The organism is Ralstonia edaphi, assembly GCF_958350185.1.
In the GTDB taxonomy this organism is placed as follows: Bacteria; Pseudomonadota; Gammaproteobacteria; order Burkholderiales; family Burkholderiaceae; genus Ralstonia; species Ralstonia edaphi.
Genome location: NZ_CATWHI010000005.1, coordinates 505,177 through 526,836 on the forward strand (window position 1 = coordinate 505,177; position 21,660 = coordinate 526,836).

The window sequence follows — 21,660 nt, forward strand, 5'->3', positions numbered from 1 at the left end:
TTTCTTTTTTGGAGTGCATCTATGCGCGGCGGGAATGGCCGTTGCGAGCGGATCTGCTGCAGATCGAACCGCATTTGCGACGCGCTTCGTGCCTCGGCAACCTTTGTGCAACTGGCGTAAGATGCCCGCTCGATTTTTGATCGCTGCGTGCGACACCAAAGCAACATGAACCTTCCGCTCTTACTCAATATCGCGACGTTCGTCGTCCTCCTGATCGCTCTGGGTCGCGTGAACGCCAACTGGAGTCTGGCCAAACGTGTGCTGCTGGGCATGGTGCTGGGCATCGTGTTCGGGCTGGCACTGCACCTGATCTATGGCGACGACAACGCGACGCTCAAGCAGTCGATCTCGTGGTTCGGCATCGTTGGCGGCGGCTATATCCAGTTGCTGCAGATGATCGTCATGCCGCTGGTGCTGGTGTCAGTGCTGAACTCGGTGGCCAAGCTCAACAGCACTGCGTCGCTGGGCAAGATCAGCGTGCTGACGATCGGCACGCTGCTGCTTACGACACTAATCTCTGCGCTGGTCGGCGTGTTCGTCACGCACCTGTTTGGCCTGACGGCGCAGGGGCTGGTGCAAGGCGCCCAGGAAACCGCGCGGCTGACCGCCATCCAGGAGAACTACGTCGGCAAGGTGGCCGATCTGTCGGTGCCGCAGCTGGTGCAGTCCTTCATTCCGAAGAACCCGTTCGCCGAGCTGACCGGCGCCAAGCCGACGTCCATCATCGGCGTGGTGATCTTCGCGGCGTTCCTCGGCGTGGCTGCCTTGAACCTGCTCAAGGATGATGCGGTGAAGGGCGAGCGCGTGCTGACCGCCATTGACACCGCGCAGGCGTGGGTGATGAAGCTCGTGCGGCTCGTCATTCGCCTGACCCCTTACGGCGTGCTGGCGCTGATGACCAACGTGGTGGCTGTGTCCAACGTGCAGGACATCATCAAGCTCGGCGGTTTCGTGGTGGCGTCTTACCTGGGCCTGGCGATCATGTTCGGCGTGCATGCCGTGCTGCTGACGCTCAACGGCATCAATCCGCTTCGCTTCTTTCGCAAGGTCTGGCCGGCGCTGTCGTTCGCGTTCACGAGCCGGTCGAGTGCAGCCACCATTCCGCTGAGCATCGAGGCGCAGACGCGGCGCATCGGCGTGCCGGAGTCGATCGCCAGCTTCGCCGCATCGTTTGGCACGACCATTGGCCAGAACGGCTGCGCAGGCCTGTATCCCGCCATGCTGGCAGTGATGGTGGCGCCCACCGTGGGCATCAACCCGTTCGATCCTGTCTGGATTGCGACGCTCGTGGCGGTGGTCACGCTCAGCTCGGTCGGCGTGGCGGGTGTGGGCGGCGGCGCCACGTTTGCAGCGTTGATCGTGCTGCCGGCGATGGGCTTGCCGGTGACGCTCGTGGCGCTGCTGATCTCCATCGAACCGTTGATCGACATGGGCCGTACCGCGCTCAACGTCAACGGCTCGATGACGGCCGGGACGATCACCAGCCAGTTGCTGGGGCAGACCGATCGCAGTGTCTTCGATGCTGACGATGACGTGGAGATGGCGCACCGCTGATCTGCGCGTCGAAACGAAAAATGCCGGCCATGGGGTCGGCATTTTTTTTGAGCGCAGGGCGGCTCAGTCGGGCGTCTGCGCCAGCTCCGTCAGCAGTTCCATGAACGCGCTGGCCAGTTCGCTGGGCGTGGCGGCGCTTCTGCGTAGCAGGCCGACGGGCTCCTTGGTGCCCGACGTGACGATGTCCAGACGGGCGAGTTGACCATGCGCCAGGTCGTCGGCGGCGGCGCGCTCGGGCGTGATCCACACCGCATCCGACCGGCACGCCAGCAACCGTGCGACAGACACCGAAAGCGTTTCCGTCACGCCCGCCGGCAAGCGCAGCCCGTGCGTCTGGAACAGCGCTTCGGTGTGATGGCGCGGCACCGTGCCCGGCGTGGCGATCACCAGCGGGTAATCCAGCACCGCCTGCAGCGAGGCCGATGCACCCGGCTGCGTTAGCAGCGGATGCCCGGGCCGCACGACCAGCGCCAGCGGCTCGGCATACAGCAACTCGAACGACAGCCCCTGCATGCGGTCCGGCTCGGCCATGCGCCCGACGATGAAATCGAGTTCGCCGGCCTTGAGCGCGGTCAGCAGCTCGACATTGGTGCCGGTGCGCAACCGCACGCCGGCATGCGGGCGCTGCGCGTGCAAATGGGCAATCGCCTGGGGCAGCAGGCTGCTGGCCACCGTGGGCAGGGCGCCCACATGCACGACCGGCGCGGATGCATCCGTCGATCCCATCAGCGCGGCGGTGGCCGATTCCAGCGCCTGCGTTACGCCCACCGCATGCCGCAGGAATTGCTCGCCGGCCGCGGTGAGCCGTGCGCCTTGCCGGCCGCGCTCCACGAGCTGCACACCCGCCAGCGCCTCCAGCTCACCGAGCGTTTTCGACACCGCCGGCTGGCTCAGATGCAACCGCTCGGCGGCGCGCCTCAGGTTGCGCTCCTGCGCGATGGCGACAAAGCAGCTCAGATGGCGAAAGCGGATGCGGGACGGCAAGTCCGTTGAGAAGGCACTTTCCATAACTTGGGGTTATCGATTTTCCGATAAGAAGTCAATTTACTTCACTTTTTGTCGGCGATACAGTCTCTGCACGATTTCATAAGGAGACGCCCCATGACCCTGCCGCTTTCCGGCACCGGCGAATTCGCCCAGCGCGACACCGCGCAGCATCCGCCCGCACTGACCCCCGGCTACAAGACCAGCGTGCTGCGCTCGCCGCGCAATGCGCTCATTTCCACCCTGAATACGCTGTCGGAAACCACCGCACCGGTATTCCATGCCGACGACCTGGGCGCGCTCGACAACGACCTGATTCTCAACTACGCCAAGGAAGGCCTGCCGATCGGCGAGCGCATCATCGTCCACGGCTACGTGCGCGACGAGTTCGGCCGCCCCGTGCCGAACGCGCTGGTGGAGGTGTGGCAGGCCAACGCCGGCGGCCGCTACCGCCACAAGAAAGACCAGTACATCGCGCCGATCGACCCGAACTTTGGCGGCTGCGGCCGCATGCTGACGGATGCCAACGGCTACTACGTCTATCGCACCATCAAGCCCGGCCCGTATCCGTGGCGCAACCGCATCAATGATTGGCGCCCGTCGCACATCCATTACTCGCTCTCGGGCGATGGCTGGGCCCAGCGCCTCATCACGCAGATGTACTTCGAGGGCGACCCGATGATCGCGCAGTGCCCCATCATCAAGACCATCCCCAGCGAAGAGCAGGTGCGCGGCCTGATCGCGCTGCACGACACGGCGAACCACGTGCCCCTCGACAGCCGCTGCTACCGCTTCGACATCACGCTGCGCGGCCGCCGTGCCACGCATTTCGAAAACGCCGTGCCCGCCCTGCAAGGAGCCAAGTGATGACCACGACCACACTGCGTGAATCGCTCGAACGTGCCCAGGCAACGGCCATGACGACAACGCCGCCGTTCGCGCATTTCAACGAAACCGCATCGCAGACGGGCGGCCCATACGTGCACATCGGCCTCGCACCGCGCCAGGCCGGCTTCGACATCTACGACAAGGAATTCGGCAGCGTCCTGACGACGCCCGCCACACGCGGCGAACGCATCGCGCTGGAAGGCCGCGTCTACGATGGCTCGGGCTCGCTCGTGCGCGACGTGCTGATCGAGATCTGGCAAGCCAACGCGGACGGCAAATACGCCCATCCGGCCGATCGGCAAGACAAACCTGTCGACCCGGCATTCCGCGGCTGGGGCCGCGCCGGAGCCGATTTCGATACGGGCGTCTATCGCTTCGACACGATCAAGCCGGGCGCCGTGGCGGGTCGCAGCGGGACCACGCAGGCACCGCACATCTGCATGATCCTGTTTGCGCGCGGCATCAACCTCGGTCTGCACACACGCGTGTACTTCAGCGATGAGGCCGCGGCCAACGGCACGGACCCGGTGCTGAACGGCATCGAGTGGGAAGTGCGCCGCAAGACGCTGATTGCCCAGCGCAGCGAGCGTAACGGCGAGGTGGTCTACACCTTCGACGTGCGCCTGCAAGACACGCCGGATGGCGGCGCGGAGACGGTGTTCTTCGACATCTGATCGCCGCATCACATCCAAGAGACCACGCCCGGCAGGTTCACACCGCCGGGCGTTGTTTTTGATGCGGGCAGCAAGACTTTCAGCGGGACGTCATGCGGGCGTCGATAATGGGTGGATCGCCAGCCCGGCGTTTGACGACCCTGCCGTGACCCAGCTCACTCTTCCCGGATTCGAAGCCACTCCGCAATTGCCCGCGCATCGCCTGTTTCTGGCGATCAAGCCTGACGTGGATACCGCCGAGCGCATCGCGCGGCTGATCCAGCAATTGCGGCCCGTCGTGGGCTTCAAGGGCAAGGCGCTGCGTACGGAGCGCCTGCATGTCACGCTGCATCATCTGGGCGATTTCGTTCATCTGCCGCCTGACGACGTCGTGGCGCGTGTGCGCGCAGCGGCGGACAGCTTGGCGTTGCCGGCATTCGACGCCACGTTCAACCAGGTGGTGAGCTTTCATGGGCGGCGCGACCATCGGCCGTTCGTGCTGCTGGGCGATGAGGGCGTGGGCGGCTTGATGGCGTTTCAGGCGGCGCTGGGCGAGGCGCTCCAGCATGCCGCCGTGCCGGTGCCGCGTGGGCATTTCAAGCCGCACATCACGCTGTTGTATGACCGCGGCGGCTTTGCGCCGAAAGCGGTCGAGCCCATCACGTGGACCGTGCGCGAGTTCGTTCTCATCCATAGTTGGCTAGGCAAAACGCGCTACGACGAACTCGGCCGCTGGGCGCTTAAAGGTTGAGCGCCATGTCGTTACGCGCAGCCGTCCGGCCCGCAGACAGGGCCATCGGCTTGGTCCACCGGGGCAGGCGTGCCGATGTGCTGCGCCAGCGCCTGAGCCCAGTGTTCCGGTTTGCCGAGCCACGGGCCAATGTCGATGATGCCCAGTTGACCCTCGGCATCTTCCAGCGCAAACGTCGGAAAACCCTGACCGCCCACTCGATCGAGCCATTGTCGGCTTTGCGCGATGTGCTGCTGCGTGAGCGCACCGGCTTGCCGTGCGTATTCCGCATCGAATGCTTCGGGCGATAGACCGATCTCGGCTGCCAGCGCGCGCAGTACCGGCACATCGGCAATGCGACGGCCTTGTTCGTAATGCGCACGTTGGATGCGATGGATCATGTCCAGCCCGCGGCCGCCGAGCGCCTGGGCTGCAAGCACGGCGGTAATCGGCGGCTCCGAATCCATCACCGCCGTGGTGTCGCGCAACAGGCCGTCAAAGTAGGGCTCTCCGAACGGCTGGCCGGTCAACTCGGCAATGCGATGGTCGTGCGGCATCACGTAGTCGCGCCATTGGGGCGTGACCGCGCGGCGATTCGGCCCGGCAAGCATGCCGCCGCCGTGGAAGGCGATCGTGAGGCCGGGCACCGTGCGCGCGGCTTCCACCAGCGGCGCGGCGCCGTAGCACCAGCCGCACAGCGGGTCGTAGATGTAATGCAACGTCGTCATGTTGTTTCCTCGGTGGCAGGCCAGCTTACTGCGGCCACTTCATTTCGCCCTTGATGACCTTGGCGCTCAGCTCCAGCGATGCCTCGCCGGCCAGCGTCGGATAAGCCGCCTTCATCGCCTTGATCAGCTCCGCCGAGTTGTTCGCCTTGGCGGCCTGTACCTCAAAGGTCTTCAGGTAATCCGCGGTAAAGCGTACCGCGTCCAGCCCCGCTGGCATTGCACCCGTGAAGTGACCGGGCACCACGGTCGTCGGCTTGAGCGCTGTGATGTTGTCCAGCGTCTGCAACCAGCCCAGGCGCGATTCGCGTGTCTGCGTGTCGGCTACCCAAACGTGGTCGCCGCTGTTGACGACCACGCCGCCGGCCACGGTCTTGATCGACGGGATCCACAGATACGTGCGTGCCGCGTCGGGGCCGTTCAGTCCCTTGATGTCGATGGTGCGGCCTTCCAGCGTGAGGTGGTCGGCGTTCAGCACGTCGGGCAGTACGAGCGTCTTGGGCGCGTTGTCCTTGAGGATCGGGCCCCAGTAGGCGAGCTTGCCGTTCATTGATGCCTTGATGGCGGCCACGGTTTGCGGTGTGGCCACGATCTTCGCGTTCGGGAAGGCAGCGCGGATGACGTCGAGGCCGAAGTAATAATCCGGATCGCTCTGGCTGATGTAGACCGTGGTGAGCGTCTTGCCGCCGGCCTTGAGTTTCTGCACGAGCGCTTCTGCATCGCTGCGCTGGAATTGCGCGTCGATCAGGATCGCCTCGTGCGCGCCGCTGATGATCTCCGACGACACCGGGAAGATGCCCTTGGCGCCGGGGTTGTAGACCTCGAGATGCAAGGGGGCGGCCGGGGCAGCGTGAGCAGCAAGGCCAGCGCTGACCAGGCCGGCGGCAAGCAAGGTGCGGAGCAGGGACATCGGTTTCTCCAGTCGGACGAAATGAGTGCAATGTCGCCACTTTAGGTTGCTTGATTCGATCGAAAAACCCCCTAAGATGCGCATATTTGTTTCTCCAATCGATCGAATATGGATCGCATCACGTCGGCCGAAGTGTTTGTGGCGATTGTCGAGCGCGGCAGCCTGAGCGCCGCCGCCGAAGCGCTCGACATGTCGCGCGCGATGGTCACGCGCTATCTGGCGCAGATGGAAGCGTGGTCGGGCGCGCGGCTGCTGCACCGGACCACGCGCCGCATCGGCCTGACACCCGCCGGCGAGGCCACGCTCGCGCGCTGCCGGCAGATGCTGGAAATCGCTTCACAGATGGCCGTGACGGATGGTCCTGAAGCCGATACGCCGCGCGGTCTGCTGCGCATTGCGTGCGCGCAGTCCCTGGCGCAGCAGATGCTGAGCGCGGCGGTGACGGCCTATCTGCGACGCTATCCGCAAACGGCCGTCGATCTGGTGGTCGACAACCGCACCATCAACCTCGTGGAAGAGCGCATCGACTTGGCCGTGCGCATTACCAACGATCTGGATCCGAACCTGATTGCGCGGCCGCTGGGCATGTGCGAATCCGTCGTGGTGGCGGCGCCGTCTTACCTGGCCGCGCACGGCACACCGTGTCGCGTGCAGGACCTGGCCGTTCACAACTGCCTGACGTATTCGTACTTCGGCAAGAGCCTGTGGAAGTTCACCGAGGCGAAGACGGGCGCCCCATCAGACGTGCCGGTGGGCGGCAATCTGAGTGCGAATGAATCGATGGTCCTGCTGGCAGCGGCGCGGGAGGGCGCAGGCATTGCATTGCAGCCGGTGTTTGCTGCCGCGCCGCTGATCGCCAGCGGGCAACTCGTGCGTTTGTTGCCCGACCACGTGCCGCAGGCGCTGGGCATTCACGGCGTGTACAGCTCGCGCAGGCAGATGCCGGCGGCGCTGCGGGCGATGCTGGATTTTCTGGTGGACTGGTTCAGGGCGCAGCCGAACGTCACATGATTCCGGAAGACTTACCTCGCATAGCCAACAGGCCCAACGCCAGCACGCAGAACACCGCCCCCGCGTGGAATGTCGCGGCTGCGCCCAGCCTGTCCCACAACAAGCCCGCCAGCACGCTGGCAGCCAACATGGCCAACCCGCTTACGAGGTTGAACATGCCGTAAGCGGTGCCGCGCAAGTCGGCCGGTGCGGTGTCGGCGACCATGGTTGCCAGCAAGCCCTGCGTGATGCCCATGTGCACGCCCCACAGCGCCACGCCTGCGATGACCACGCTCCAGTGAGCGGACAGGCCGAGCACCACATCGGCGGCAATCAGCACCACCAGCCCAAGCGCGAGCAGCTTCGTGTGACTCATGCGGTCAGAGAGCTTGCCGAACGGATACGCCGCCACCGCATAGACGACGTTCATCGCCACCATGACCAGCGGCACCAGCGCCAGCGGAATGCCGCCTTGCTGTGCCCGCAGCACCAGGAACGCTTCGGAAAACCGCGCGAGCGTGAAGACGGCGCCGATCATCACCACCCACCAGTACGCGCTGTTCAACCGCCGGAGGTTGTCGCGGCGGATCGGGTTGGTGCGATGGGCGCCGTTGTGGGTTTCGGGCTCCCGCAGGCCGAACATCAGCAGCGCAACGGAGAGCAGCCCCGGCACCACGGCCAGCCAGAACACGGCGCGGAAGTCATCGGCCCACAGCAGCATCAAGCCGACCGCCAGCAGCGGCCCCAGAAACGCGCCCACGGTATCGAGCGACTGCCGCAGCCCGAAGGCCGCCCCGCGCAGTGCAGGCGGGGCAATGTCGGCGACCAGCGCATCGCGCGGCGCCCCGCGGACGCCCTTGCCGACACGGTCCAGCAGGCGGGCCGTCAGCACAATGCCCGCGGTGGGTGCGATGGCGAACAACGGTTTGGACAGCGCGCCCAGCGCATAGCCGAAGACCGCCAGGCCCTTGCGCTTGCCAAGGTAGTCGCTCAGCGTGCCGGAGAAGATCTTGACGATGAGCGCAGTCGATTCGCCCAGGCCTTCGATCAGTCCGACCGACAACGCACTGGCGCCCAGCGCCGACACCATGAACAGCGGCAGCAGGCTGTGGATCATCTCGGAGGCAATGTCCATCAGCAGGCTGACGCAGCCCAGCACCCAGATCCCGGCGGGAATCTGGCGCAGGCCGCCGGGCGGCTTGGTGTCGGTCGGGGAGGGTGCCATGGACGATTGGCTTTCCTTCGATCGAGAGCGTCAGGCGAACGGCGCGAAGAGGCTGTTGAGCTTGGCGCCGCTGGCGGCATCGCGCGCGAAGGCGAACGTGCCGGTGGTGCGCAACTCTTCCGCCGCCCGCAGGAATGCACCCATGGCAACGCGTGCCAGCGTGCCGCCCACGCTGATGCGCTTGACGCCCAGTTCCGTCAACTCGGCCACGCTAAGGTTGCCGTCGGCGAAGCCCATCAGCACGTTGAGCGGCCGATCGATCTCGCGCAGCACGGTGGCGATTTCGTCGCGCGTTTTCAGGCCTGGGGCGTAGAGCACGTCGGCGCCGGCGTCCTGAAAGGCCTGCAGGCGGCGGATCGTGTCAGCCAGGTCGTTGCGGCCGTGCAGGTGGTTTTCGGCGCGGGCGGTCAGCGTGAACGGAAACGGCAACGCGCGCGCAGCCTCCACCGCAGCGCGCACGCGGTCGACCGAAGCTTCCAGCGAGTAGATCGGCGCGTCTGCGCGGCCCGTCGCGTCTTCAATCGAGCCGCCGACGATGCCGGTGGCGCCCGCCAGGCGGATGGTCTCGGCGACGGTTTCCGGGGCGTCGCCAAAGCCGTTTTCCAGGTCGGCAGCCATGGGTACGTCCGTGGCGGCTGCCAGGTCGGCCACATGCGCGAGGATGGTGTCGCGGCCGACGCCATAGTCGGGCAGCCCACGCGAGAAGGCGAAGCCGGCGCTGGTGCTGGTCAATGCTTCGAAGCCCAGCGATGCCAGCAGCCGGGCCGAGCCCGGGTCCCACGGATTGGGAATCACAAAGGTGCCGCTGCGTTCGTGCAGCGCGCGGAAGGCGTGGGCTTTTTCGATCTGGGTCGGCATGGGCTATCCGGTGTGAAGTGGATGAGGGTTGGACTGCACTGCTGCGGCACGGGCGAGCGCATCGTCCAGGCGGTCATTGCCCCAGAACATCGCGTCGCCGACAAAGAACATGGGAGCGCCAAAGATGCCACGAATCTGCCCGGCGTGCGTTTGCTCGCGCAGGGCGGTAAACCGAGCGTTGTCAGTGCTCGCCTCAAGCACCTTTCATGCAGCGTGCGTGGCCGCTTCCGAACAGATCCAGGCAGCCACATCGCGCACGTCGCGGCGCGGGCTCGGCTCGGATTGGATCAACCAGTACGCATGCGTGTTGCGCACCCCCGGGGCGATGGTCGGTACGGTGACCAGGCGGCCGTCCGCCAGCAGCGGCGCGATCAACTCCAGACGGCCCAGCGCGATGCCCTGGCCGGCCACCGCTGCATGGATGATCTGGTCGTGCTGGTTGAAGCGCAGCACGGTGCGCGGCTTGGCGTGGCTCCAGCCGGCGGCGGCCAGCCAGTCAGTCCATTGGAGCCAGGGGCGGCGCAGGTCGCGGTCGTCAAAGTCGAGCAGCGTTTGGCCAGCAAGCGCCTCGGCGGAATCCAGCGAGCGCAGTCCCAGCGACGGATGCGCGACCGGCGCAACGGTCTCCCCAAACAGCCGGATTGCACCGGGCGGCGCATCGCTCGGTGGGCAATACCGGATGGCAAGTTCAATGCCTTCGTTCTTCAGGTCGACGAGGCGGTTGTTGGTGGCGACGCGCACGTCGATGTCGGGGTATTGCTGCTGGAAGCGGGCGAGGCGCGGCAGCAGCCACAGGCCGGTGACGCCGATGCTGGCCGTGATCGTGACCGGCCGACGTTCGGCCGCCACGCGAATGGCCCCGATGGCGTCCTGCAGCTGCTGCACGGCACTGTCGGCGCTGCGGAACAGGCGTTCGCCCTCGGGCGTGAACGCAATCGAGCGGTGCCCGCGCACGAGCAGCTTCACGCCCAGCGCCTCTTCCAGCGCAGACACCTGCCGGCTCACAGCCGATTGCGTCAGACACAGATCATCGGCCGCGAGCGTGATGCTCATGCGCCGGCCTACCGCCACGAAGCCGCGCAACAAGTCCAGGGAGGCCAACCGAACCAGGGGAGTCGACATGCGTTTTCCTCATGCAAGGCGTTCTCAAAGATCAATTGAGAAGCCAGATAGGGCGAAGTGTAATAAGCCATCGGACGACATTCCAGCCTCATGCACGCTCCACACGCTTGCGAAGCCGGAATGTCAGTCACACCGGAGAAAAACACTCATGACATCGAAATCTCTCACGCAATCGCCCTGGTTGCCGGTATTGGCAGGCGGCGCGGTGATCGGCGTGGCGCTGGGCATTCGGCACGTGCAAGGGCTCTTCCTCGTGCCCGTCACGATGGGCCATGGCTGGACACGCGAAACCTTCGGCCTGGCGATCGCATTGCAAAACCTCATCTGGGGCGCGGCACAGCCTTTTGCGGGCATGCTTGCCGACCGCTACGGGGCCGCCAAGGTGGTGGTGGCCGGCATCGTCGTCTATGCGCTCGGTTTGCTGTTGATGGCACATGCGGGCACGCCGCTTGGGTTCACGCTCTCGGCCGGCGGGCTGATCGGGCTCGGGCTGTCAGGCACGTCGTTCGGCGTGGTGTATGGCGCGATCAGCCGGTTGACGCCGCCCGAGCTACGCAGCTGGGCGCTGGGCGTGGCGGGCGCAGTGGGCGGTGTCGGCCAGTTCGTGATGGTGCCGACGGCGCAGGGGTTGCTGAGCACGGTCGGCTGGGTGACGGCGCTGGTCGTCATGGCGGTGGTCATGGCGATCTTCTTGCCGCTGGCGGCGCCGTTGCGCGAGAGGGCATCCAATGTCGCCACGCAGGAGGCGCATCAAAGCATGGGCGCAGCCATCCGCGAGGCCTTCGCCCACCGCGGTTTCTGGCTGCTGAATCTCGGGTTCCTCACGTGCGGATTCCAGCTCGCCTTTATCGGTGCGCACATGCCGGCGTATCTCCTCGACAAGGGACTCACCGGCCGCCACGGCATGGTGGCGCTGGCGCTGATTGCCGCCGCCAACATCGTCGGCACGTATTACTGCGGCGCGCTGGGCGGGCTGTTCCGGCGCAAATATCTGCTGTCGTTGCTGTACCTGATTCGCACGGCGGCGATTGCGTTGTTTATCCTGCTGCCGCTGTCGCCGGCAACGCTGTATGCGTTTGCCATCGTGATGGGCCTGCTGTGGCTCGGCACGGTGCCGCTGACGAACGGGCTGCTGTCGCAGGTGTTTGGCGTGCGCTACATCGGCACGCTGTTCGGCTTCGTATTCCTTGGTCACCAGATCGGCGCGTTCCTGGGCGTGTGGCTGGGCGGCGTGGTGTACGACCACCTGCATTCCTACGATGCAATCTGGTTTGGCGCGATGGTGCTCGGCGTGGTGGCCGCGCTGCTGCACTGGCCGATCGACGATCGCCAACTCGCGCGCACGCCGATGGCGCAACCGGCATGAAGGATCGGCTCAATCGATGGGCGGCGTGGGCGCTGGCAGCGGCCGGCGCTGCCCTGGTCTTTGCGGCGTGGCTGACGCCGGAAGGTGCATTTTCTTTTGTGACGTTGGCGTCCTTCTGCGGCTAGGACGACGCAAGAGCCCGATTTGTGAAACAATATCAGGTTAATCACTAGTGGGCACTGGTACGGTTTGCGCGGGAAAAACGCCGCTTTTGCGTCGTTCTCCTGTGAATGCCACCGTTCAGACATGACTTACGCCGTCAAGGAAATCTTCTACACGCTGCAAGGCGAGGGTGCCAACACCGGCCGCGCAGCTGTCTTCTGCCGCTTTGCCGGCTGCAATCTCTGGAGTGGGCGCGAAGCCGATCGCGCCACCGCCGTCTGCCAGTTCTGTGACACCGACTTCGTCGGCACGGACGGCACGCAAGGCGGCAAATACGCCACCGCCGACGCACTCGCCGATACCGTTGCCGCCGAATGGCCGGCCAGCGCCACGGGCGGCAAGCCCCTCGTCATCTGCACCGGCGGCGAGCCGCTGCTGCAACTGGACAAGCCGCTGATCGACGCGCTGCACGCACGCGGCTTCGAAATCGCCATCGAGACCAACGGCACCATCGCCGTGCCGGACGGCATCGACTGGGTGTGCGTGAGCCCCAAGATGGGCTCCGAACTCGTCGTCACGCGCGGCGACGAGCTGAAGGTGGTGATCCCGCAAGACGGGCAGGACCTCGACGCATACGAACGGCTGGATTTCCAGCATTTCTTCCTGCAGGCCATGGACGGCCCGCTCGCCCGGCAAAATACGGCGGCTGCCGTTGAGCTGTGCCAGCGCCGGCCGCGCTGGCGCCTGTCGCTGCAAACCCATAAGATGCTGGGCATCCGCTAAGGCGGGCCGCAGCACTTTGTCCCCGGTTTTCTGCCGGTTCCAGCCGTTTCGCGGCGCCCGCTGCCGCCACCTTGCTCCATGACCAAGACCGTTTCCATTACGCGCCGGCTCGAATTCGACGCCGGCCACCGCATCCCGGGCCATGCCGGCCAGTGCCGCAACCTGCACGGCCATCGCTATCAGCTCGAACTCACGCTGACCGGCGAAGTCCTGCACAACGACAAAGCCGCCGACGACGGCATGATCCTCGACTTCGGCGACGTCAAGCAGCTCGCCAACAAGCACCTCGTCGACCTGTGGGATCACGCTTTCCTCGTCTATCGCGGCGACACGAAGCTCGTTGAATTCCTGAACGACATGGAAGGCGGTCACAAGACCGTCGTGCTGAATGACGTGCCCACCGTCGAGAACCTCGCGCAGGTGGCCTTCGACATTCTCGAGCCGGTGTTCCGCAATGCGTTCGGGCATCATCTGCGGCTGTCCAAGCTCGTGCTGTACGAAACCCCGAACTGCTGGGCCGACGTGAAGCTCGCGCGCCCGCACGAGCAGGATTGATTCGACGGCGCCGGATCGCATGACCACACCGCACGTCCTCACTCCGCCCGCCGACATGTCCGCCCACGAGCGCGACGGCTACTGGATGCGGCAGGCGCTCGTGCAGGCCAAGTTCGCATGGGGGCAGGGCGAGGTGCCGGTGGGCGCGGTGGTCGTGCGCGGCAACGAGATCGTCGGCGTCGGCTACAACGCGCCGATCGGCACGCACGACCCATCGGCGCATGCCGAGATGCGCGCCCTACGCCAGGCCGCCGAGAAGCTCGGCAACTACCGCCTGCCCGACTGCGAAGTCTTCGTGACGCTGGAGCCGTGCGTGATGTGCGCCGGCGCCATGCTGCATGCCCGTGTAGCGCGCGTCGTCTACGGCGCGCCGGACCCCAAGACGGGCGCCGCGGGCAGCATCCTCGACCTGTTTGCAGAAACGCGGCTCAACCACCAGACCGCCATCACCGGCAGCGTGCTCGCGCAGGAATGCGGCGACATGCTGCGCGCCTTTTTCGCCGAGCGCCGCGCGAGCCAGAGGGCCGCACGGCTGGCGTCCACCGAACCCGACCAAACCGCCACATGACCACTGTCCGCCTGATTGCGCCTTCCGGTTACCCGAACGATGCGGCCGTCGCCGAGCGCGGCGTGGCGGCGTTGGAAGCGCAGGGCTGCGTGGTCGTCAACCGCGAGTGCCTGAGCCGGCAGCATCAGCGTTTTGCCGGTGGGGAACTCGCGCGGCTGGCCGATCTGAAGCAGATCGGCACGGGCGGCGGCCAGGAAATCGCCATGGCCATTCGCGGCGGGTATGGCCTCACGCGTTTGCTGGACCACATTGACTTCATCGACATCGGCCGCCGCGCGCAGGCGACAGACGCCATCATCGTCGGCCACAGCGATTTCACCGTGTTTTCGCTGGCGTACCTGGCGGCCACGGGCGGCGTGACGTTTGCCGGTCCGCACGTCTGTTCGGACTTCGGGTTGGAGACGCTGGACGCGTTCATGGTCGAGCACTTCTGGGGCATCTTGCGCAGCCAGACCTACGCGCTGCGTGTGGATGGCCCGCAACCCAAAGGCTGCGCGCGGTCCGGGCGCTATGCCGGCACGCTGTGGGGCGGCAATCTGGCCATGCTGTGCAGCCTGATCGGCACGCCGTATCTGCCGGACATTCGCGACGGCATCCTGTTCGTTGAGGACATCAACGAGCACCCGTACCGCGTTGAGCGCATGCTGCTGCAACTGCAGCAGGCCGGCGTGCTCGATGCGCAGCAGGCGCTGGTGCTGGGCGATTTTTCCGGCTATCGCACCACGCCGTACGACGCCGGCTACGATTTCGACGCCATGCGCGACTACCTGGCCGAACGTCTGTCGATTCCTGTGCTTACCGGCTTGCCGTTCGGACATTGCCCGACCAAGGCGACGCTGCCGATTGGCGCACATGCCGAGCTGGACGTCGACGCCGCGGGCTTTACGCTGCACTTGTCGGGATATCCGACACTCAAGGCATAAGCCCGCGGGCCATCCGGGTCACGTCCGGGTGGTAAAATCCCAGGTTCTCCAAATGGCGACGGCCGAGTGCTTGCCGCGCCAGATCACCGCTTTCCAAATCAAGGTTTCCACGTGCTTTCCACCGCCAACATCACCATGCAGTTCGGGCCCAAGCCCTTGTTCGAGAACATCTCGGTCAAGTTTGGCGAGGGCAATCGCTATGGCCTGATCGGCGCCAACGGTTGCGGCAAGTCGACCTTCATGAAGATCCTGGGCGGCGATCTGGAGCCCAGTTCCGGCAACGTGATCCTCGAACCGGGCGTGCGCCTGGGCAAGCTGCGTCAGGATCAGTTCGCCTACGAAGACATGCGCGTGCTGGACGTCGTGATGATGGGCCACACCGAAATGTGGGCCGCCGCGCAGGAGCGCGATGCCATCTACGCCAACCCGGAAGCCACCGACGACGACTACATGAAGGCCGCCGACCTGGAGGCCAAGTACGCCGAATACGACGGCTACACCGCCGAAGCGCGTGCCGGTGAACTGCTGATGGGCGTCGGCATTCCGACCGACCAGCACAACGGCACGATGAGCAACGTCGCCCCCGGCTGGAAGCTGCGTGTGCTGCTGGCGCAGGCGCTGTTCTCGAACCCGGATGTGCTGCTGCTGGACGAGCCGACCAACAACCTCGACATCAATACGATCCGCTGGTTGGAATCGGTGCTCAATGAGCGCAATTCCACCATGATCATCATCTCCCACGATCGCCACTTCCTGAACTCGGTCTGCACGCACATGGCCGACATGGATTACGGCACGCTGAAGGTCTACCCGGGCAACTACGACGACTACATGGAAGCCTCCCTGCAGGCGCGCGAACGCCTGCAGGCCGCCAATGCGCGGGCCAAGGAGCGCATTTCCGATCTGCAGGACTTCGTGCGCCGCTTCTCGGCCAACAAGTCCAAGGCTCGCCAGGCTACGTCGCGCCTGAAGATGATCGACAAGATCAAGGTCGAAGACATCAAGCCGTCGTCGCGCCAGAATCCGTTCGTCCGTTTCGAGATGGAGAAGAAGCTGCACAACCTGGCAGTGGAAACCGAGAACGCACGCAAGACGTACGACCGCAAGATTTTCGACGGCCTGACGATGGCCGTGCGCGCGGGCGAGCGGATTGCCATCATCGGTGAGAACGGCGCGGGCAAGACCACGCTGCTGCGTTGCCTGCTGAACGGTGCCGTGAAGACCGGCGTGCAGCGCGGCATCGAGATCGACGGCGGCACCGTCAAGTGGGCGGAGAACGCCAATGTCGGCTATATGCCGCAGGACACCTACGAAGAATTCCCCGAAGACCGCGACCTGATGGACTGGATGAGCCAGTGGATGCAGCCCGGCGATGACGACCAATCGTTGCGCGGCACGATGGGCCGCCTGCTGTTCTCGGCCGACGACATCAAGAAGAGTGTGAAGGTGCTCTCCGGTGGCGAGAAGGGCCGCATGATCTGGGGCAAGCTGATGCTCGGCCGTCACAACGTGCTGGCGCTGGACGAGCCGACCAACCACATGGACATGGAATCCATCGAGTCGCTGCAGATCGCGCTCGACAAGTTCGAAGGCACGCTGATCTTCGTGTCGCATGATCGCGAGTTGATCAGTGCCCTGGCCACGCGTGTGATCGAAGTGCGCCCGGACGGCACGCTGACCGACTACCTCGGCACCTACGACGAATACCTGCAAAGCCAGGGCGTCGAAGTCTGAGCGCCAATCCTCTGCCGTAGCCAAGGGCCGCCGATGTGCGGCCCTTTGTTTTTGGTATTCGCCGAATGCGGCTGCCGCGCGCCGCCAAGGTGGTCGCTCTATGAAAAAACCGACTGGCTTCCATGATTTTTTGTCGCCATCGGAATGCATTGCCGTCGCTACACTGGGGCCGCATATCACAGTGAACAGGCCGAGAGCTGCAGGCAAGGCGTCGCGCGTCGCACCAAGAAGCGCCAAACGCAGGCTCGGCGAAGTACCAAGGAGACGGAGATGACCTCTGATATTGGCAGCCGCGTTCGGCTGCAATCCCTGCTCGACAAAGTGGTGTCTGCGGACGAAGCCGCGACGCTGATCCGCGATGGCATGACGGTCGGCATGAGCGGTTTCACCCGTGCCGGCGACTGCAAGGCCGTGCCGTTTGCGCTGGCCCGGCGTGCCGCGCACGAGCCGCTGCGCATCACGTTGATGACCGGCGCTTCGCTGGGCAACGACATCGACAAGGCATTGGCCGAAGCCGATGTGATCGCCCGTCGCCTGCCGTTCCAGGCCGATGCCACGCTGCGGCGCAAGATCAACGCAGGCGAGGTCATGTTCATTGACCAACACTTGTCGGAAACCGTCGAGCAACTGCGTTCGCGGCAGATTGCGCCGCTGGATGTGGCGGTGGTCGAAGCCACGGCCATCACTGAGAACGGCGGCATCGTGCCGACCACGTCGGTGGGCAATTCCGCAAGTTTCGCGGTGCTGGCGAAGCAGGTGATCGTCGAGATCAACCTGAACATGCCGGCCAATCTGGAAGGGCTGCACGATATCTTCTTCCCGGTGCAGCGGCCGCACCGTCAGCCGATTCCGCTCATCGCTCCGGAGCAGCGTATCGGCCTGCCGTATATCCCGATCGATCCGCGCAAGATTGCAGCCATCGTCATCACGGGGCAGGACGACAGCCCGTCCAACGTGTTGCCGCCCGACATGGAGACCAATGCCATCGCCGGGCATCTGAACGCGTTTCTGGCGCGTGAAGTGCGCACGGGGCGTCTTTCGCCTACGCTGCAGCCGCTGCAGGCGGGTATCGGGACGATCTCCAACGCGGTTCTGCATGGCTTCATCGACTCGCCGTTCCATGACCTCAAGATGTATTCGGAGGTCTTGCAGGACAGCTCTATCGAGCTGCTCGACTCGGGCAAGCTGGCGTTTGCCTCGGCTTCGTCGATCACGCTGTCACGCCCGGTCTACAAGCGGTTCCTGACCGAACTGGAGCGCTACAAGTCGCGGGTGGTTCTGCGGCCGCAAGAGATCAGCAATCACCCGGAGGTGATTCGCCGGCTGGGCCTGATCACCATCAATACCGCGCTGGAATGCGACATTTACGGCAACGTGAATTCAACGCATGTGGGCGGCACGCACATGATGAACGGCATCGGCGGCTCGGGCGACTTCGCGCGCAACGCGCATCTGTCGGTCTTCGTGACCAAGTCGTTGGCCAAGGACGGCGACATCTCGAGCATCGTCCCGATGGTCTCGCATGTGGACCACACCGAGCACGACGTCGACATCATCGTCACCGAGCATGGCTTGGCGGACTTGCGTGGATTGGCGCCGCGCGAGCGTGCCGTCCAGATCATCGGTAACTGCGCGGACCCGCGCTACCGCGAGCTGCTGCGCGACTACGTTGTGCGCGCGCAGCGGCGCGGCGGGCATACGCCCCACCTCCTGGAGGAGGCGCTGGCCTGGCATGTCCGGTTCCGCGATCAAGGATCGATGCGCCCGGCGGGTTTCAGTGAAGAGGGTGCGCTCGCGGAACCTGCATTGAGCGCTTGAAGCGCGGGCGCCGCCGCTCAGGCGCCCAGCACTTCCTCGCACGTTGCTAGCCATGCGCGCGCGGCGTGCGACAGGTACCGGCCCGGCGACCACAGGTGCGCGAGCGCCCAATCCATGTCCGGCGCGGTCAGCCGTGCCACGGCCAGCTTGTCACGGTTCGGAAGGTTGGCCACCAGCGGCTGCGGCAAAAACGTTGTGCCCAACCCCGCTGCCGCCATCGAGGCGAGGAATTCCCAATGCCCGCTCTGCGCAGCGATGTGCGGCTCGATGCGGGCTTCGAGAAAGGCGTGTCGCAGCTTGCGTGTCAGGGAAAAGTCTTCTGCCAGCAACAGCAGCGGTTCGTCGCGCAGCGCAGAAAGGCTGACGGTCTTGCCCTTGGCCCACTTCGCCTTGCGCGGCCCCACCACCCAGATCGGATACTTTGCGAACTGCCGCGTGGCGAGTTCGAGGCCGCTGTCGCCGGGCAGAACGGTGGCGCCCACCTCCAGTTCGCCGCTGGCTACCTGCTGTTCCACCGTCTTGCCGCCGGACTCTGCCAGGTTCAACCCCAGATTGGGATAACGCTGCCGAAACGCGCTCACGACCGGCGAAAAGAACAGGTTCACCATCGGCGGGATGCCGACCGTCAGTTCGCCCCGTCCGAGCGAAGACAGATCTGCGACTTCAAGCGTCAGCCTGTGCACCACCCCGAGCGTTTCCTGGCCCCGCGCGTACACGACGCGGCCCACGTCGGTGAGCCGCACCTGCCGGCCTTCGCGAATCAACAACGGCTGACCGACCTCGCTTTCCAACTGACGCACCATCTTGCTGATGGTGGACTGCGTCACCGACAGCGAACTCGCTGCCTGCGTGAAGCTCTGCAGCCGCGCGGTTTCAACGAAGTAACGAAGGGCTCGGATATCGATGGGCATGGGCGGACCTTTGCCATGAAGCATGCGAATGGGATTCGCCATGGTAATGAAGTTTTCCCATTCCACGGTGCTCAACAAAAAAGGCGGCTCATGCGGCCGCCTTTCATGTGGTCGAGGATACGGCTGTCAGCTCGTTGCCTCGTCAATCAGCAAATCCAGCTGGGCGATCACGTTGCTGGTGTCGGGCTCGCCGCGCGTTTTACTGAGCGCCGCCTTGAGCGTGTCGCGCAGGGCGACGAGTTCCGCCACGTTGCCGGCTTTCTCCACCTTCATCTCCAGCAGATAACCGCGCAGGCCGAGATACCGGCTGATGGTTTCGGTATAGAAGCGGTAGAGGCGTTGATAGCCTTCGGCGGCAGGCTCTTTTGACGTAGTTGCCTGTGCAGGAGCCGCCTCCGCAGCGGTGGGTGCAGATGCCGGTTCCGTCTTCGCCGCGGTCGTCCCGGCCGCGTGCGGGCGGATATAGCCGCCGTCCTCCAGCTCGTCGAATACCGCGTGCGTCATGCCGAGCGGCTGAAGCTGCACGAGGATGTCGTCGCAGGTTTTTTCGCCGTTGATCATCAGAAGCACCGCGCGGTGACGCTGGTCGAGGTGGTTCGCGCGTGTGCGGATCTCGTCCTGACCTTTTTCGGTCTTCTGATAGATGCTGGTGGTCATGCTGGTCTCCCTCGGCCGGCGCGTCTGCAGCGCGCGCTGTGCTGGCTCTACAATAGACGGATCATAACCGCCCGGGGGCGATGTCGGCCTCAGTCGCAACCCGGATAGCACAACGCGCAAATCGCGCATCCACCAGAGCGAGACGACCAACGATGCAGCAACGCGACAAGCTTTTCATCAATGGCAAGTGGGTGGCGCCGCAGGGCAAGGGCGTCATTGAAGTGATTCATTCGGCCACGGAAGCGGTGATGGGCACCATTCCCGAAGGCAGCGCGGCCGACGCGGAAGTCGCCGTGGCGGCAGCGCGCGCGGCATTTGATGATTGGGCCGCCACGCCCGTGGCCAAGCGCGCCGAATACATCCAGAAAATTGCCGACGGCCTGCAGGCCCGCAGCGAAGAACTGGCGCAGCTGATTGCCGGCGAAGTCGGCATGCCGATCAAGCTTGCGCGTGCCATCCAGGTGGGCGGCCCGGTCTACAACTGGGGCAATTTCGCCAAGCTGCTCAGCACGTTCGAATTTGAAGAGCACGTCGGCAACTCGCTGGTGGTGCGCGAGCCCGTGGGCGTAGTGGGCGCCATCACGCCGTGGAACTATCCGCTGAACCAGATCACGCTGAAGGTTGCGCCCGCGCTGGCGGCCGGCTGCACGGTGGTGCTCAAGCCGTCGGAAGTGGCGCCGCTCAACGCGTTCGTGCTGGCGGAAGTCATTGAGGAAGCCGGCCTGCCGCCGGGCGTGTTCAACCTTGTTACCGGCTATGGCCCGGTGGTGGGCGAGGTGCTGGCAAGCGACCCCGAGGTCGACATGGTGTCGTTTACCGGTTCCACGCGTGCGGGCAAGCGCGTGGCCGAGCTCGCATCGCAGTCGGTCAAGCGCGTGGCGCTGGAGCTCGGCGGCAAGTCGGCATCGGTGATCCTGGACGACGCGGACCTGTCTGCGGCGGTCAAGGGCACGCTGTCAGCGTGTTTCCTGAACTCGGGGCAGACGTGCTCTGCGCACACGCGCATGCTGGTGCCGCGTGCGAAGTATGAAGAAGTGAAGGCGCTGGCCGCGCAGTTTGCCGCTGCCTACGTGCCGGGCGATCCGGCGCAGGAATCCACGCGCCTGGGGCCGCTGATTTCCGCCGTACAGCGTGACCGCGTGCTGGGCTACATCCGCAAGGGGCTGGAGGAGGGCGCAGAACTCATTACCGGCGGTGCCGACACACCCGAAGGCCTGTCGACCGGCTTCTTCGTCAAGCCGACGGTGCTCGGTAACGTCAAGACGACCGACACTGTGGCGCGCGAAGAAATCTTCGGCCCCGTGCTGACCGTGATCTGCTACGACGACGAGGACGAGGCCGTCCGCATCGCCAACGACAGCATCTATGGCTTGGGCGGCGGTGTGTGGTCGGGCGACGAGAGCCGCGCGATTCGCGTGGCGCGGCGCATCCGCACGGGCCAGGTGAACATCAACGGCGGGCCGTTCAACATGCAGGCGCCGTTTGGCGGCTACAAGCAATCCGGCAACGGGCGCGAGAACGGCAAGTACGGTCTGGAGGAGTTCCTGGAGTACAAGGCGATGCAGCTCAACCCTGCGAAGACGGCCTGATCTGCCTCACATGCA

General features: G+C 65.0%; 21 protein-coding genes and 1 pseudogene. 13 read left to right on the forward strand and 9 right to left on the reverse strand.

Annotated features, from left to right (window positions below; translation table 11 throughout):
• Positions 1 to 165 precede the first annotated feature (165 nt).
• Positions 166 to 1,554, forward strand: coding sequence for an L-cystine transporter (locus R2669_RS19880; RefSeq protein ID WP_316901801.1), 1,389 nt, complete (start codon positions 166 to 168; stop codon positions 1,552 to 1,554).
• A gap of 63 nt (positions 1,555 to 1,617) precedes the next feature.
• Here the strand turns inward: R2669_RS19880 and pcaQ are convergent, their stop codons facing one another.
• Positions 1,618 to 2,562 carry a pca operon transcription factor PcaQ gene (gene pcaQ / locus R2669_RS19885; RefSeq protein ID WP_096744913.1) on the reverse strand — a complete coding sequence of 315 codons (945 nt, stop codon included), beginning with the start codon at positions 2,560 to 2,562 and terminating at the stop codon, positions 1,618 to 1,620.
• Positions 2,563 to 2,655: 93 nt separating this feature from the next.
• On the opposite strand from pcaQ, the gene pcaH reads away from it, so the two are divergent.
• From pcaH to thpR, 3 genes are all read left to right on the forward strand, one after another.
• Complete coding sequence (pcaH, locus tag R2669_RS19890; protein ID WP_004626742.1) at positions 2,656 to 3,405, forward strand: protocatechuate 3,4-dioxygenase subunit beta; 750 nt, start codon at positions 2,656 to 2,658, stop codon at positions 3,403 to 3,405.
• On the forward strand, positions 3,405 to 4,100 hold the full coding sequence (gene pcaG / locus R2669_RS19895) for a protocatechuate 3,4-dioxygenase subunit alpha (RefSeq protein ID WP_004626744.1): 696 nt from the start codon (positions 3,405 to 3,407) through the stop codon (positions 4,098 to 4,100). Before pcaH ends, pcaG begins: the two co-directional genes overlap by 1 nt.
• 61 nt (positions 4,101 to 4,161) lie before the next feature.
• Positions 4,162 to 4,830 (forward strand): RNA 2',3'-cyclic phosphodiesterase, encoded by a 669-nt coding sequence (gene thpR, locus R2669_RS19900; protein WP_316901802.1) that lies wholly within the window; start codon positions 4,162 to 4,164, stop codon positions 4,828 to 4,830.
• Between the two features lie 11 nt (positions 4,831 to 4,841).
• Here thpR and R2669_RS19905 read toward each other — a convergent pair whose 3' ends face one another.
• The gene (locus R2669_RS19905; protein WP_316901803.1) at positions 4,842 to 5,537 is read right to left on the reverse strand and encodes a DsbA family protein; all 696 of its coding nucleotides are present in this window, start codon (positions 5,535 to 5,537) and stop codon (positions 4,842 to 4,844) included.
• Positions 5,538 to 5,562: 25 nt separating this feature from the next.
• Positions 5,563 to 6,444 (reverse strand): MBL fold metallo-hydrolase, encoded by an 882-nt coding sequence (locus R2669_RS19910; protein ID WP_316901804.1) that lies wholly within the window; start codon positions 6,442 to 6,444, stop codon positions 5,563 to 5,565.
• A 108-nt stretch (positions 6,445 to 6,552) separates the two neighbouring features.
• Between R2669_RS19910 and R2669_RS19915 the strand changes: the two genes are divergently transcribed.
• Positions 6,553 to 7,455 carry a LysR family transcriptional regulator gene (locus R2669_RS19915; RefSeq protein WP_316901805.1) on the forward strand — a complete coding sequence of 301 codons (903 nt, stop codon included), beginning with the start codon at positions 6,553 to 6,555 and terminating at the stop codon, positions 7,453 to 7,455.
• Here the strand turns inward: R2669_RS19915 and R2669_RS19920 are convergent.
• The 4 genes and pseudogenes from R2669_RS19920 to R2669_RS19935 form a co-directional block, all read right to left on the reverse strand.
• On the reverse strand, positions 7,448 to 8,659 hold the full coding sequence (locus tag R2669_RS19920; protein ID WP_316901806.1) for an MFS transporter: 1,212 nt from the start codon (positions 8,657 to 8,659) through the stop codon (positions 7,448 to 7,450). The two genes, R2669_RS19915 and R2669_RS19920, sit on opposite strands and share 8 nt — an antisense overlap.
• Positions 8,660 to 8,689: 30 nt before the next feature.
• Positions 8,690 to 9,517: an isocitrate lyase/PEP mutase family protein gene (locus R2669_RS19925; protein ID WP_316887773.1), complete on the reverse strand. Its 828-nt coding sequence runs from the start codon at positions 9,515 to 9,517 to the stop codon at positions 8,690 to 8,692.
• A 3-nt stretch (positions 9,518 to 9,520) separates the two neighbouring features.
• Positions 9,521 to 9,718: pseudogene (locus R2669_RS19930) on the reverse strand (DsbA family protein); the annotation flags it as partial.
• A 3-nt stretch (positions 9,719 to 9,721) separates the two neighbouring features.
• Positions 9,722 to 10,639 (reverse strand): LysR substrate-binding domain-containing protein, encoded by a 918-nt coding sequence (locus R2669_RS19935; RefSeq protein WP_316887775.1) that lies wholly within the window; start codon positions 10,637 to 10,639, stop codon positions 9,722 to 9,724.
• A gap of 148 nt (positions 10,640 to 10,787) precedes the next feature.
• On the opposite strand from R2669_RS19935, the gene R2669_RS19940 reads away from it, so the two are divergent.
• From R2669_RS19940 to scpC, 7 genes are all read left to right on the forward strand, one after another.
• The gene (locus R2669_RS19940; protein ID WP_316901807.1) at positions 10,788 to 12,005 is read left to right on the forward strand and encodes an MFS transporter; all 1,218 of its coding nucleotides are present in this window, start codon (positions 10,788 to 10,790) and stop codon (positions 12,003 to 12,005) included.
• Between the two features lie 246 nt (positions 12,006 to 12,251).
• A complete protein-coding gene (gene queE, locus R2669_RS19945; protein WP_206272128.1) occupies positions 12,252 to 12,890 on the forward strand; it encodes a 7-carboxy-7-deazaguanine synthase in 639 nt (212 codons plus the stop codon).
• Between the two features lie 78 nt (positions 12,891 to 12,968).
• Complete coding sequence (queD, locus tag R2669_RS19950; RefSeq protein ID WP_004626765.1) at positions 12,969 to 13,445, forward strand: 6-carboxytetrahydropterin synthase QueD; 477 nt, start codon at positions 12,969 to 12,971, stop codon at positions 13,443 to 13,445.
• 19 nt (positions 13,446 to 13,464) lie between these two features.
• Complete coding sequence (tadA, locus tag R2669_RS19955) at positions 13,465 to 14,013, forward strand: tRNA adenosine(34) deaminase TadA (protein ID WP_316901808.1); 549 nt, start codon at positions 13,465 to 13,467, stop codon at positions 14,011 to 14,013.
• On the forward strand, positions 14,010 to 14,936 hold the full coding sequence (gene ldcA, locus R2669_RS19960) for a muramoyltetrapeptide carboxypeptidase (RefSeq protein WP_316901809.1): 927 nt from the start codon (positions 14,010 to 14,012) through the stop codon (positions 14,934 to 14,936). Before tadA ends, ldcA begins: the two co-directional genes overlap by 4 nt.
• Before the next feature lie 111 nt (positions 14,937 to 15,047).
• A complete protein-coding gene (locus R2669_RS19965) occupies positions 15,048 to 16,670 on the forward strand; it encodes an ABC-F family ATPase (RefSeq protein WP_316876117.1) in 1,623 nt (540 codons plus the stop codon).
• Between the two features lie 270 nt (positions 16,671 to 16,940).
• Positions 16,941 to 18,488, forward strand: coding sequence for a succinyl-CoA:acetate CoA-transferase ScpC (gene scpC / locus R2669_RS19970; protein ID WP_316901810.1), 1,548 nt, complete (start codon positions 16,941 to 16,943; stop codon positions 18,486 to 18,488).
• Positions 18,489 to 18,505: 17 nt separating this feature from the next.
• On the opposite strand, the gene R2669_RS19975 is transcribed toward scpC, so the two are convergent.
• Both R2669_RS19975 and R2669_RS19980 read right to left on the reverse strand, forming a co-directional pair.
• Positions 18,506 to 19,399 carry a LysR family transcriptional regulator gene (locus tag R2669_RS19975; protein WP_316901811.1) on the reverse strand — a complete coding sequence of 298 codons (894 nt, stop codon included), beginning with the start codon at positions 19,397 to 19,399 and terminating at the stop codon, positions 18,506 to 18,508.
• Between the two features lie 126 nt (positions 19,400 to 19,525).
• On the reverse strand, positions 19,526 to 20,056 hold the full coding sequence (locus R2669_RS19980) for a hypothetical protein (protein ID WP_316901812.1): 531 nt from the start codon (positions 20,054 to 20,056) through the stop codon (positions 19,526 to 19,528).
• A gap of 152 nt (positions 20,057 to 20,208) precedes the next feature.
• On the opposite strand from R2669_RS19980, the gene R2669_RS19985 reads away from it, so the two are divergent.
• Positions 20,209 to 21,645: an aldehyde dehydrogenase family protein gene (locus R2669_RS19985; protein ID WP_316901813.1), complete on the forward strand. Its 1,437-nt coding sequence runs from the start codon at positions 20,209 to 20,211 to the stop codon at positions 21,643 to 21,645.
• Positions 21,646 to 21,660: the final 15 nt, after the last annotated feature.

Bases quoted from the DNA above. Each gene is read 5' to 3' on its own strand.
- R2669_RS19880 (WP_316901801.1), top strand. From the start codon at position 166: ATGAACCTTCCGCTCTTACTCAATATCGCGACGTTCGTCGTCCTCCTG.
- pcaQ (WP_096744913.1), bottom strand. From the start codon at position 2,562: ATGGAAAGTGCCTTCTCAACGGACTTGCCGTCCCGCATCCGCTTTCGC.
- pcaH (WP_004626742.1), top strand. From the start codon at position 2,656: ATGACCCTGCCGCTTTCCGGCACCGGCGAATTCGCCCAGCGCGACACC.
- pcaG (WP_004626744.1), top strand. From the start codon at position 3,405: ATGACCACGACCACACTGCGTGAATCGCTCGAACGTGCCCAGGCAACG.
- thpR (WP_316901802.1), top strand. From the start codon at position 4,162: ATGCGGGCAGCAAGACTTTCAGCGGGACGTCATGCGGGCGTCGATAAT.
- R2669_RS19905 (WP_316901803.1), bottom strand. From the start codon at position 5,537: ATGACGACGTTGCATTACATCTACGACCCGCTGTGCGGCTGGTGCTAC.
- R2669_RS19910 (WP_316901804.1), bottom strand. From the start codon at position 6,444: ATGTCCCTGCTCCGCACCTTGCTTGCCGCCGGCCTGGTCAGCGCTGGC.
- R2669_RS19915 (WP_316901805.1), top strand. From the start codon at position 6,553: ATGGATCGCATCACGTCGGCCGAAGTGTTTGTGGCGATTGTCGAGCGC.
- R2669_RS19920 (WP_316901806.1), bottom strand. From the start codon at position 8,659: ATGGCACCCTCCCCGACCGACACCAAGCCGCCCGGCGGCCTGCGCCAG.
- R2669_RS19925 (WP_316887773.1), bottom strand. From the start codon at position 9,517: ATGCCGACCCAGATCGAAAAAGCCCACGCCTTCCGCGCGCTGCACGAA.
- R2669_RS19935 (WP_316887775.1), bottom strand. From the start codon at position 10,639: ATGTCGACTCCCCTGGTTCGGTTGGCCTCCCTGGACTTGTTGCGCGGC.
- R2669_RS19940 (WP_316901807.1), top strand. From the start codon at position 10,788: ATGACATCGAAATCTCTCACGCAATCGCCCTGGTTGCCGGTATTGGCA.
- queE (WP_206272128.1), top strand. From the start codon at position 12,252: ATGACTTACGCCGTCAAGGAAATCTTCTACACGCTGCAAGGCGAGGGT.
- queD (WP_004626765.1), top strand. From the start codon at position 12,969: ATGACCAAGACCGTTTCCATTACGCGCCGGCTCGAATTCGACGCCGGC.
- tadA (WP_316901808.1), top strand. From the start codon at position 13,465: ATGACCACACCGCACGTCCTCACTCCGCCCGCCGACATGTCCGCCCAC.
- ldcA (WP_316901809.1), top strand. From the start codon at position 14,010: ATGACCACTGTCCGCCTGATTGCGCCTTCCGGTTACCCGAACGATGCG.
- scpC (WP_316901810.1), top strand. From the start codon at position 16,941: ATGACCTCTGATATTGGCAGCCGCGTTCGGCTGCAATCCCTGCTCGAC.
- R2669_RS19975 (WP_316901811.1), bottom strand. From the start codon at position 19,399: ATGCCCATCGATATCCGAGCCCTTCGTTACTTCGTTGAAACCGCGCGG.
- R2669_RS19980 (WP_316901812.1), bottom strand. From the start codon at position 20,056: ATGACCACCAGCATCTATCAGAAGACCGAAAAAGGTCAGGACGAGATC.
- R2669_RS19985 (WP_316901813.1), top strand. From the start codon at position 20,209: ATGCAGCAACGCGACAAGCTTTTCATCAATGGCAAGTGGGTGGCGCCG.